12 protein-coding genes are annotated in these 10,489 nt (G+C 61.1%); 4 read left to right on the top strand and 8 right to left on the bottom strand.

Features of this window, described 5'->3' with window-relative positions:
* Positions 1–238 precede the first annotated feature (238 nt).
* Together LCM4573_RS13400 and LCM4573_RS13395 are read right to left on the bottom strand one after the other, a co-directional pair.
* Entirely contained in the window at positions 239–823 is a 585-nt protein-coding gene (locus tag LCM4573_RS13400) for a J domain-containing protein (RefSeq protein ID WP_071006813.1), read from the bottom strand.
* A 120-nt stretch (positions 824–943) separates the two neighbouring features.
* Positions 944–2,098, bottom strand: a complete 1,155-nt coding sequence (locus tag LCM4573_RS13395) for an MFS transporter (RefSeq protein WP_157895506.1) — start codon at positions 2,096–2,098, stop codon at positions 944–946.
* Positions 2,099–2,238: 140 nt separating this feature from the next.
* On the opposite strand from LCM4573_RS13395, the gene LCM4573_RS13390 reads away from it, so the two are divergent.
* Positions 2,239–2,664 (top strand): DUF4864 domain-containing protein, encoded by a 426-nt coding sequence (locus tag LCM4573_RS13390; protein ID WP_071006811.1) that lies wholly within the window; start codon positions 2,239–2,241, stop codon positions 2,662–2,664.
* Positions 2,665–2,685: 21 nt separating this feature from the next.
* On the opposite strand, the gene tgt is transcribed toward LCM4573_RS13390, so the two are convergent.
* The 5 genes from tgt to coaD all read right to left on the bottom strand — a co-directional run bounded on the left by tgt (position 2,686) and on the right by coaD (position 6,606).
* Positions 2,686–3,810 carry a tRNA guanosine(34) transglycosylase Tgt gene (tgt, locus tag LCM4573_RS13385; RefSeq protein ID WP_071006810.1) on the bottom strand — a complete coding sequence of 375 codons (1,125 nt, stop codon included), beginning with the start codon at positions 3,808–3,810 and terminating at the stop codon, positions 2,686–2,688.
* Complete coding sequence (gene queA / locus LCM4573_RS13380) at positions 3,811–4,893, bottom strand: tRNA preQ1(34) S-adenosylmethionine ribosyltransferase-isomerase QueA (protein WP_071006809.1); 1,083 nt, start codon at positions 4,891–4,893, stop codon at positions 3,811–3,813.
* Between the two features lie 70 nt (positions 4,894–4,963).
* Entirely contained in the window at positions 4,964–5,473 is a 510-nt protein-coding gene (locus tag LCM4573_RS13375; RefSeq protein ID WP_071006808.1) for a peptidylprolyl isomerase, read from the bottom strand.
* A 44-nt stretch (positions 5,474–5,517) separates the two neighbouring features.
* Positions 5,518–6,084, bottom strand: coding sequence for a peptidylprolyl isomerase (locus tag LCM4573_RS13370; protein ID WP_071006807.1), 567 nt, complete (start codon positions 6,082–6,084; stop codon positions 5,518–5,520).
* Positions 6,085–6,111: 27 nt separating this feature from the next.
* Entirely contained in the window at positions 6,112–6,606 is a 495-nt protein-coding gene (coaD, locus tag LCM4573_RS13365) for a pantetheine-phosphate adenylyltransferase (protein ID WP_071006806.1), read from the bottom strand.
* Positions 6,607–6,776: 170 nt separating this feature from the next.
* On the opposite strand from coaD, the gene LCM4573_RS28085 reads away from it, so the two are divergent.
* The 3 genes from LCM4573_RS28085 to LCM4573_RS28785 all read left to right on the top strand — a co-directional run bounded on the left by LCM4573_RS28085 (position 6,777) and on the right by LCM4573_RS28785 (position 7,344).
* Positions 6,777–6,929 (top strand): hypothetical protein, encoded by a 153-nt coding sequence (locus tag LCM4573_RS28085; protein ID WP_157895505.1) that lies wholly within the window; start codon positions 6,777–6,779, stop codon positions 6,927–6,929.
* A 70-nt stretch (positions 6,930–6,999) separates the two neighbouring features.
* Positions 7,000–7,188, top strand: coding sequence for a hypothetical protein (locus tag LCM4573_RS13360; RefSeq protein ID WP_071006805.1), 189 nt, complete (start codon positions 7,000–7,002; stop codon positions 7,186–7,188).
* Between the two features lie 21 nt (positions 7,189–7,209).
* Complete coding sequence (locus LCM4573_RS28785) at positions 7,210–7,344, top strand: hypothetical protein (RefSeq protein WP_274534854.1); 135 nt, start codon at positions 7,210–7,212, stop codon at positions 7,342–7,344.
* Positions 7,345–7,465: 121 nt separating this feature from the next.
* Here the strand turns inward: LCM4573_RS28785 and gyrA are convergent, their stop codons facing one another.
* Positions 7,466–10,279: a DNA gyrase subunit A gene (gene gyrA / locus LCM4573_RS13355; protein WP_071006803.1), complete on the bottom strand. Its 2,814-nt coding sequence runs from the start codon at positions 10,277–10,279 to the stop codon at positions 7,466–7,468.
* Positions 10,280–10,489: the final 210 nt, after the last annotated feature.

Here is a 10,489-nt window from a genome sequence, read left to right as displayed (position 1 = left end):
CGGATCGGGGGCTGCGGTCAGCGCCAGCGGCGATGCTGAGTGTCGCATTTCTAACTGGCTGGCGGCGCCGCACCTCTAACCAGCTTTGACATTGGGTGTCGGGATGCGTTCTGCTTTGAACTGCGGCTAGCCGGGTGGAATCCCCTATTCGGTCGCCAATACCGACGTATTGATATTGGGCTGACGCCGGTGTTGGATCATCGTGTATGGAGCTCGACAATTCCGCCGGCGCGTACCGTTATTCCGCGGCTGTCTGCATTTCCTCGATTTCGATCTCGTAGGAGTAGCCTTCCAGCATGGCATAGGCCTGTTCTATGGCCTTTATATCGGCTTCTGCCTTGGTCATGGCCTCGCCGATCGTATCGCAGCGTGCCTTCAGCATGCGGCCGAGCACATCGGTTCCGGGTTTCCTGCCGATGCGGTCGATATGATTGCGAATGCGCGCGCGGTGACGCTCCATTTCGAGAATGTGGAAGCGCGCCTGGACGATCTTGTCCGTGAGCTTTCTGCGCATGGCGGCGACCGGATCGAAGCTGCCCGGCTCGCGCTCGTCGAGGATGACCTCGTTGACGAGCATTTCCAGCACCAGTACCCCCTGCAGATCCATGGGATCGGCAAGCGCCGGATCGTAGCCGGTATCGTCATAAACCTTGCGGCGTACGGGATCGTTGAGCAGCTCGTAGGATGTCGTGAGCTTGCCGAAGGCCTCCGCATCGCCGCCGGAATCGGGATGCGCCTTCTTCACCCGACGGCGGTAGGCAAGCTTGATGGCTGCGGCATCCGCATCGCGTGAAACACCAAGCGTCTCGTAAGGATCGATCACTGTTCCACCTGTCTCCGGGGAAATGAATCCAGCTTCGTCGCCGTCCTAACGGGTCCGGCTCCCGGCCTCAACCCCTTACGGAATCTTGTGGCCAATTAGCGGCAATGGCAAGGCCGCAGATCATCGACGCGAAAATCCGAGCCACGGCCGGCGGCCTTCCGATACGGGTGCCATGAGAAAACTCAGCAGGATGAAGGGCAGCAGAACCAGGAAGCTGGCGACGAGGCCGGCATGTTCCGCGATGAAGCCGAGCAGTGGCGGAACGCCGATCGTGCCGAGCATCAAGGTGAGCGCAAGGGCCGCCAGGCTTTCGGATGCCTGCCCCTTGCCGCGCTCGATCGCGGTGGAGACCGCCAGAGGAAATGCCAGCGCAACGCCGCAGCCGATGAGGAAGAGCGCAAAGCCGCCGGCAACCAGTCCCGGCGCGGAAACGAGCAGGATGACGCCCGCTCCCACCGAGATAGCCGAGCCGCGCAGGAGCGTCGCGGCGCCGAATTTATCGCGCAGCATATCGCCGCTGAGCCGTGTCAGGCCCATGCCGATCGTGAAGGTGGCGTAGAGCATTCCAGCTGCCGTAGGATCGGCACCCAGGACCTCGCGGATGAAGAAAATGCCCCAATCATAGACCGCGCCTTCGACGATGCAGAGACCGAAGACCATCACGCAGATCAACAGGATCGTCCTGTCGGGAAGCACATAGACCGGCCTCTTGCGATCCGGTTGAATTACCGGCGCAGAATCCCGGGGCATCATCCGGAAGGCGATGAGGCAGGAGAGGATCACGAAGGCGGCGGCCATCGCCTGGTGGAAGAAAGGCGTCACTCCTCTGCCCGCCAGGAACCCGGAAATCAGCGAGCCTGCAAGCAGGCCGATCGACCAGAAGCCGTGGCTGCGTGAGAGGATTTTTCTGCCGGTGCGCTGCTCGATGCCGGTTGCGATCATATTGGCGGCGACATCGAAAATGGTCCGAAAGAAGCCGAAGAGGAAAAAGCAGAGCAGGAAGCCGCTGATCGGGACAATCGTAAGCAATGGCGTGAGCAGAGCCGTAATCCACAAGGTGGCGACCGCCGTCAGACGGGGTGTCAGCCGGTCGGTCACGCGGCCGGCGATGGGCAGCGCCAGGAAGGTTCCCAAGGGCGCGCTGAGCAGGGTGAATCCCAGGATCGCCTTGTCGACGCCGAGCGAAAGCTGGATGGCCGGCAAGCGCGTGAACAGGGAAACGAAGAGGATGGCATTGCAGAAATAGAGCAGCGCGGACGGCGCGAGCGTAGACATGAAGGAATCCGGCGAATCGCAATTTGCTTCATTCCTGGCATTCGCCATGCGCGGCCACAAGATTTCATTGCGAAAGGCTGCATTGTTCAGCGCGCAGGCTTTCCATGGTAGGCTTCCTTCGTCACGTTTGGAGAACGCCTATGCCGGTTCGTTTCGCCTCCGCTTTCGTGTTTCTTATTCTCGTTTCCGCCCTGCCCTCGAGAGCCGAAGACCCGGTGGCGGAAGCCCAGGCCGTTATTGCCGAACAGATCGACGCGCTGATGGCCAACGATGCCGAGAAAGCCTATTCTCACGCTTCTCCCGGCATCCGCAGCCTCTATCCTGACAAGGACCGGTTTCTGGACATGGTGCGCAGGAGCTATCCACCGGTCTATCAGGCCGGAAACTATGCTTTCGGCCGCTCCAAGCTTGTCGGCGGCGGCGAGATGGTTCTGCAGGAAGTCATGATCACGGACCCGAAGGGCAAGGACTGGACCGTCATCTACGAGCTGAGGCTGATGGATGACGGCAGCTACAAGGTCAACGGCGTGCGGATGCTTGCGAATACCACCAGCACCGGTATCTGAGGCCGGTGCTGGCCGGTGAGATCAGACGTCACCCCTCGCCCAGGCTTCCTGCGTTTCGGCATAGAAGTCGGCAAAGCGTCCCTCGGCGATCGCCTTGCGGATGCCCTTCATCAGGTCCTGGTAATAGGAAAGGTTGTTCCAGGACAATAGCATGCCGCCGAGCGCCTCGTCGGAGCGCACGAGATGGTGCAGATAGGCGCGGGAATAATCGCGCGCCGCCGGGCAGCTCGACTCCTCGTCCAGCGGACGCAGATCTTCGGCATGTTTGGCGTTGCGGATGTTGATGCGGCCGCGGCGCGTGAAAGCCAGACCATGCCGGCCGGAGCGGGTCGGCATCACGCAATCGAACATGTCGATGCCGCGCGCCACCGATTTCAGAATATCGTCGGGTGTGCCGACACCCATCAGGTAGCGCGGCTTTTCGCTCGGGAGAACCGGAAGCGTCGTTTCCAGCATCTGCAACATCACATCCTGCGGCTCGCCGACCGCGAGGCCGCCGACCGCATATCCCTTGAGATCGAGCTCTCTCAATCCCTCGGCGGAGCGGATGCGGAGGTTCGGCTGATCGCCACCCTGGACGATACCGAACATTGCCTTGCCGGGTTGGTTGCCAAAGGCGATCTTGCAGCGCTCCGCCCAGCGAAGCGACAGTTCCATGGCCCGCTCGATCTCCTTGGGCTCGGCCGGCAGCGCCACGCATTCATCGAGCTGCATCTGGATATCGGAGCCGAGCAGGCCCTGTATCTCGATGGAGCGCTCCGGGGACATGTGGTGCAGGCTGCCGTCCACATGGCTCTTGAAGGTGACACCCTTCTCGTCGAGCTTACGCAGCCCCGCGAGAGACATGACCTGAAAACCGCCGCTATCGGTAAGGATCGGATGCTGCCAGCGGATAAGGCTATGAAGACCTCCGAGGCGCGCCACTCGCTCGGCTCCCGGCCGGAGCATCAGGTGATAGGTATTGCCGAGAATGATATCGGCGCCGGTCTCGCGCACCTGGTCGAGATACATGGCCTTGACGGTGCCAACCGTGCCGACCGGCATGAAAGCCGGCGTGCGGATCGTGCCGCGGGGCATCGAAACTTCGCCAAGCCGCGCCCCGCCATCGGTCTTCTTGAGAGTGAACTGGAAATTCTCGGTGGTCATCTAGTCTTTCCGGAAAAGCAGGCTGGAATCGCCATAGGAATAAAAGCGGTAGCCTGTTTCGATGGCATGAGCATAGGCCGAGCGCATGGTCTCCAGCCCTGAAAAGGCCGAGACCAGCATGAACAGTGTCGATCGCGGCAGGTGGAAATTGGTCATCAGCATGTCCACGGCCTTGAAGCGATAGCCGGGCGTGATGAATATGCCGGTTGCTCCGCTCCAGGGCTCGATCACGCCGTCATCGGTGGCGGCGCTCTCTATCAGCCGAAGCGAGGTCGTGCCGACGCAGATGATCCGCCCACCGCGTGCCTTCACCGCATTCAGCCGTGCAGCGGTATCGGCACTAACGTAGCCGATCTCCTGATGCATCTTGTGATCGGCGGTATCGTCGGCCTTGACCGGCAAAAAGGTCCCGGCGCCAACATGCAGCGTGACGAAGTGCCGTTCGATGCCCGCGGCATCGAGGGCGGCAAAGAGCTCAGGCGTGAAATGCAGGCCGGCGGTCGGAGCCGCGACCGCGCCCTCTTCGCGCGCATAGATGGTCTGGTAGTCCTGCCGGTCCTTGTCATCTTCGGCCCGCTTGGCGGCGATATAAGGCGGCAAGGGAATGTGTCCCACCGCCATGATCGCCTCGTCCAGCATCGGGCCGGAGAGATCGAAGCGCAGAGTGACTTCACCGCCCTCGCCCTTCTCTTCCACCGTCGCGGCAAGCGAACCGATCATGCAGGCATTGCCGCCGTGACCGAACTCTATCCGATCGCCTACCTTGATGCGCTTGCCGGGCTTGGCGAATGCTTTCCAGGCATCAGGCGCGGTGCGCATATGAAGGGTGGCGGAGACCTGCTGGCCGCCCGCCCCTTCCCTATGGCGAATGCCTTCGAGCTGAGCCGGGATAACCTTGGTGTCATTGAAGACCAGAGCATCGCCCGGTTTCAGAAAGTCCGGCAGTTCCGAAACGCGGTGATCGGCAAGCTCGGGTTCCCCATCCGGCCGCACGACGAGCAGCCGGGCGCTATCGCGCGGGCTTGCGGGCCTCAGCGCAATGCTTTCCTCGGGCAGATCGAAATCGAACAGGTCGACGCGCATGGGTCAGTTTCCGAACAAGCAAAGCCCGCTCCGACGACGATCGGCGGAGCGGGCTCTCATTGAATGACGATCAGACGTCGGCGGCAACCCGCATGGAGACGATCGAGTCCGGATCGCTGACTGGCTCGCCCTTCTTGATGGTGTCGACGACGTCCATGCCCTCGATGACCTGGCCCCAGACGGAATATTGCTTGTTCAGCCAGGGTGCATCGGTAAAGCAGATGAAGAACTGGCTGTTTGCCGAGTTCGGGTTCTGCGAACGCGCCATCGAGCAGGTGCCGCGCACGTGCGGCGTTGCCGAGAACTCGGCCTTCAGATCCGGCTTCGCCGAGCCGCCCATGCCGGCGCGAGCCGGGTTGAAGCTCTCGCCGCCCTTCTTGCCGTACTGAACGTCGCCGGTCTGCGCCATGAAATCGGCGATGACGCGGTGGAAAACGACGCCGTCATAGGCCTTCTCGCGGGAAAGCTCCTTGATACGGGCGACATGCTCCGGCGCCACCTGCGGCAGAAGCTGAATGACAACCTTGCCCTTGGTGGTTTCCAGGATGACAGTGTTTTCCGGATCCTTGATCTCGGCCATGGCCTTCTCCTTTATGTTTGGCGCATAGGCGATGCGCTTGGAATTTACTTGCCGACGGTGACCTTGATCATCCGGTCGGGATTGGAAACTTCTCCGTTGCCGCCCTCGCCACGCTTGATCTTGTCGACGTTCTCCATGCCCGAGACCACCTTGCCGATCACGGTGTACTGACCGTTCAGGAACGAGCCCTCGGCAAACATGATGAAGAACTGCGAGTTGGCGGAATTGGGGTCCTGGCTGCGCGCCATGCCGACGGTGCCGCGCTCGAAGGGAACCTTGGAGAACTCGGCCGGAAGGTCCGGCAGGTCGGAGCCGCCGGTGCCGGCGCGCGCGGGATCGAATCCATTCTCCATATCGCCGAACTGAACGTCACCCGTCTGAGCCATGAAGCCCTCGATGACGCGGTGGAAGGCGACATTGTCATATTCGCCCTTGGCGGCCAGAGCCTTAACCTGCGCAACATGCTTCGGCGCAACTTCCGGCATGAGCTGAACGACCACCGGGCCGTCCTTGAGCTGGATGGTCAGGAAGTCGTCTTCGGCGGAGAACGCCGGCATGACGAAGGAAGCCAGGGCAAAGGCGCCGGCAATGGCGAGACGAAGCAGTTTCATGCGGAACTCCGATGAGTGAAGGACGGATCAGCGTTTCAGCTTGGCATTCAGGGCGTTCAGGACCGCGGCCGGCACGAAGGCGCTGACATCGCCGCCCATGGCGGCGATCTGCCGGACCAATGTGGCCGTAATGGGCCGGGACGCGGTGCCGGCGGGCAGAAACACGGTCTGGATATCAGGAGCCATCTGGCGGTTCATTCCGGCCATCTGCATTTCATAATCGAGATCGGTGCCGTCCCGCAGGCCACGCACCAGAAGGCTCGCGCCGTGGGCGCGCGCGGCATCTACCACGAGTTTATCGAACGAAACGACCGAGATGTCCTTCGCCTTCTGCGGCAGGACTTCCGTCAGCGAGGCGAGGATCAGTTCCGCCCTCTCCTCGAAGCTGAACATCGGCGTCTTGCCGGGATGAATGCCTATTCCGACGATGACCGTTTCCGCGACATTCAGCGCCTGCACCAGCACATCGAGATGCCCATGGGTCATCGGATCGAAAGACCCGGGATAGAAAGCAGTCGTCATATGCAAGTCCAAGCTGGGTCAGCGATGAATTCCTGGGCCTTTTGTCACGGATGTTCCGGCTCTGCAAGCATGAACGGCGGATGAATGGCGCGTTCAAGGGCGTTTCACACCCGATATGTTTTCATGACCCCCATAGCGAGCAACAAGACTCGCGATCACAGGAGAGAAAGATGCTGGCCGTACTGGTGGCGATCGCCGTGGTTCTGCCGTTTGCCCTCGAGGCCGCACTTTCCCTTCTTGCTGAAGTTGAGGCCTTGGGCGATTCGAATCATGAACGCCAGATGAACAGGCCATTCAAAGTCGCTTCAGCGCGGATGGGTTAATTCTCTCTCAAAATGCGGTGGAACCTGTGCGTGCATCCGCGCGTTCAGGCAAACGAGAAGGACAACGGAGATGCTCGCGAAAAGGAAAACGATCGCGCTCGACAAGATCACGATGATCAATGTGGTTTGGACGGCAATGATCGCAGCCATGCTGACAGCAACGGTGACCCTTTATCAAGACAATTCCGGGCAGGCAGACCTGAACTATCCGCAGCTGACGGGTCGTTACTACGACACGAATTATTATAACGGCGGATAACGCAAACTGGAAAGGATGGCCATGTTCGTGACACTGACTGTACTTGCAGGTTTGATCAGCATCATGTTCGTGGCATCCGTGGCCTCCACCATTGGAGCACTTCGTCGCGAAAACGAAGACATGAAGGATTTTGCCCGGCGTCACAGCACGTTCTGAGGCAGACGAGTAGTGGAACTGCCTACGAGACTCTCCCGTCGCGTCGCAGTTCAAACAAAAGCCGGAGGATGAGAATCCTCCGGCTTTTTATCGTTCATGGGACCTGAAGACTGCGGCGCGACTATTCCGTCGCGCCTTCGTCTGTACCGCCGTTCTCCGGCGCGGCTGCGCCGAGATCGCCGGTTTCGGCATCGATCTCTTCCGGCAGGCCATTGCCGTTTTCCTCGTCGCCTTCCGGCTCGCTGATGCGCTCGACCGAAACCACCTTCTCATCCTTGGCGGTAGAGAAGATCGTCACGCCCTTGGTGGCGCGGCTCGCGATGCGAATGCCGCCGACCGGCACGCGGATCAGGACACCGCCATCGGACACGAGCATGATCTGGTCGTTGTCCTCGACGGGGAAGGCTGCGACGAGTTCGCCGATTTCGGCCGTCTTCGACGTATCCGTCGCTCGGATGCCCTTGCCGCCGCGGCCGGATGTGCGGAAATCGTAGGAAGACGAGCGCTTGCCGAAACCCTTTTCCGAGACCGTCAGCACGAATTGCTCGCGTGCCTTCAGCTCTTCATAGCGTTCGTCGGAAAGCTGTCCCTCCTCGGTGACTTCCTCGCCGACGAGAGCGATATCCTCTTCATCGACGCCCGCCGCACGGCGTTCGGCAGCCGAACGCTTGAGGTAGGCCGCGCGCTCCCAGGGCTCCGCATCGACATGGCCGACGATCGTCATGGAGATGATGCGGTCGCCGTCTCCCAGCGATATGCCGCGAACGCCGATCGAATTGCGGCCGGCAAAGACACGGACGTCGTCCACCGGGAAGCGGATGCACTGGCCGAGCGCCGTGGTCAGCAGCACGTCGTCGCGATCGGTGCAGGTTTCCACGGACAGGATCTCGTCGCCCTCATCGAGCTTCATGGCGATCTTGCCGTTGCGGTTCACCTGTACGAAATCCGACAGCTTGTTGCGGCGAACGGTGCCGCGCGTCGTCGAGAACATCACGTCGAGGTTATCCCAGCTCGCTTCGTCCTCGGGCAGCGGCATGATCGTGGTTATGCGTTCGCCGGGTTCCAGCGGCAGCATGTTGATCAGCGCCTTGCCGCGGGATTGCGGCGTGCCGATAGGCAGGCGCCAGACCTTCTCCTTGTAGACGATGCCACGGGAGGAGAAGAACAGCACCGGCGTATGGGTATTCGCCACGAAGAGGCGAGTGACGAAATCCTCGTCGCGCGTGGCCATGCCGGAGCGGCCCTTGCCGCCGCGTCGCTGTGCCCGGTAGGTGCCGAGCGGCACGCGCTTGATGTAGCCGAGATGCGAGACGGTGACGACCATGTCCTCACGGGCGATGAGATCCTCATCGTCCATGTCGGGGCCGCCTTCCATGATCTCGGTACGGCGGGGCGTGCCGAATTCGTCACGAACGGCCGCAAGCTCTTCCTTGACGATCGACTGGATGCGCAGGCGCGAAGAGAGGATGTCCAGGTAATCGGCGATTTCGGCGCCGATTTTGTTGAGTTCGTCGCTGATTTCGTCGCGGCCGAGCGCCGTCAGACGGGCAAGGCGCAGTTCCAGAATGGCGCGCGCCTGCTCTTCGGACAGGTTGTAAGTGCCGTCCTCGTTGATCTTGTGGCGCGGATCGTCGATCAGGCGGATCAGCGCCTCGACATCATGCGCCGGCCAGCGGCGGGTCATCAGCTGTTCACGGGCGGTCGCCGGATCGGGTGCGCGGCGAATGAGAGCGATGACTTCGTCGATGTTCGCAACGGCGATCGCGAGACCGACCAAGACGTGGGCACGCTCGCGCGCCTTGCGCAGCAGGTACTTGGTGCGGCGGCTGACGACCTCTTCCCGGAACGAGACGAAGGCGCGCAGCATATCGAGAAGCGTAAGCTGCTCCGGCTTGCCGCCGTTCAGCGCCACCATGTTGCAGCCGAAGGAAGTCTGCAGCGGCGTGTAGCGGTAAAGCTGGTTGAGGATGACGTCCGCATTGGCATCGCGCTTCAGCTCGATGACGACGCGATAGCCTTCGCGGTCGGACTCGTCGCGCAGGTCGGAAATGCCCTCGATGCGCTTTTCACGCACCAGTTCGGCCATCTTTTCGATCATCGTCGCCTTGTTCAYCTGGTAGGGAACTTCGGTGATGATAATCTGCTCGCGATCGCCGCGCATCGGCTCGACATGGGCACGGCCACGCATGATGACCGAGCCGCGGCCGGTCTCGTAGGCCGACCTGATGCCCGAGCGGCCGAGGATCATGGCTCCGGTCGGGAAATCCGGACCGGGGATGATCTCCATCATTTCGGGCAATTCGATTGCCGGGTTGTCGATCAGGGCAATACAGCCGTTAATGACCTCGGAGAGGTTGTGCGGCGGAATATTGGTCGCCATGCCGACAGCGATGCCGCCTGCGCCGTTGACCAGAAGGTTCGGGAATTTCGCCGGCAGCACGACGGGTTCCGATAGCGTACCGTCGTAGTTGTCGCGAAAATCGACCGTTTCCTTGTCGAGATCGTCGAGCAGCGAATGGGCGGCCTTTTCCAGCCGGCATTCGGTGTAGCGTTCGGCTGCCGGCGGGTCTCCGTCGATCGAGCCGAAATTGCCCTGACCGTCGATCAGCGGCAGGCGAAGCGACCAGTCCTGCGCCATGCGGGCGAGCGCATCGTAAATCGCCATGTTGCCGTGAGGATGGTATTTACCCATCACATCCCCGGTAACGCGGGCGCATTTGACGTATTTCTTGTTCCAGTCGATGCCGAGTTCCGACATGCCGTAGAGGATGCGCCGGTGCACCGGCTTCAATCCGTCACGGACATCGGGAAGCGCGCGACTCACGATCACGCTCATGGCGTAATCGAGATAGGACCGCTGCATCTCCTCCATGATGGAAATGGGCTCGATGCCGGGAGGCAGCTTTCCGCCGCCGGGTGTGCTTTGCTCAGTCAAATCGGATCAGATCTCTGTTCGGAATCAGTTGCTTTGTGTATATCGGAAAGCGCTGCGAAGCGCCAATTTCCGGCAGGGTTTTGAACAGCTTTTGCGGCCTTTGCGAGGCGCCGGGACAGCGTGCGGAGCGCCTTCGACAGGAAAGCGTTACGGCAGGCTTTACCTTCCCTGCCCGTCTGTCCTAACAATCTTCGCCATCACCCGCAAGGA

The sequence above is a fragment of the Rhizobium sp. LCM 4573 genome, assembly GCF_001854865.1.
Taxonomy (GTDB): Bacteria; Pseudomonadota; Alphaproteobacteria; order Rhizobiales; family Rhizobiaceae; genus Neorhizobium.
Note: the sequence above shows the minus strand (reverse complement) of the source record. Positions and strands in the feature narration are given on the sequence as shown.

Bases quoted from the DNA above. Each gene is read 5' to 3' on its own strand.
- LCM4573_RS13395 (WP_157895506.1), bottom strand. From the start codon at position 2,098: ATGTCTACGCTCGCGCCGTCCGCGCTGCTCTATTTCTGCAATGCCATC.
- LCM4573_RS13390 (WP_071006811.1), top strand. From the start codon at position 2,239: ATGCCGGTTCGTTTCGCCTCCGCTTTCGTGTTTCTTATTCTCGTTTCC.
- tgt (WP_071006810.1), bottom strand. From the start codon at position 3,810: ATGACCACCGAGAATTTCCAGTTCACTCTCAAGAAGACCGATGGCGGG.
- queA (WP_071006809.1), bottom strand. From the start codon at position 4,893: ATGCGCGTCGACCTGTTCGATTTCGATCTGCCCGAGGAAAGCATTGCG.
- LCM4573_RS13375 (WP_071006808.1), bottom strand. From the start codon at position 5,473: ATGGCCGAGATCAAGGATCCGGAAAACACTGTCATCCTGGAAACCACC.
- LCM4573_RS13370 (WP_071006807.1), bottom strand. From the start codon at position 6,084: ATGAAACTGCTTCGTCTCGCCATTGCCGGCGCCTTTGCCCTGGCTTCC.
- coaD (WP_071006806.1), bottom strand. From the start codon at position 6,606: ATGACGACTGCTTTCTATCCCGGGTCTTTCGATCCGATGACCCATGGG.
- LCM4573_RS28085 (WP_157895505.1), top strand. From the start codon at position 6,777: ATGCTGGCCGTACTGGTGGCGATCGCCGTGGTTCTGCCGTTTGCCCTC.
- LCM4573_RS13360 (WP_071006805.1), top strand. From the start codon at position 7,000: ATGCTCGCGAAAAGGAAAACGATCGCGCTCGACAAGATCACGATGATC.
- LCM4573_RS28785 (WP_274534854.1), top strand. From the start codon at position 7,210: ATGTTCGTGACACTGACTGTACTTGCAGGTTTGATCAGCATCATGTTC.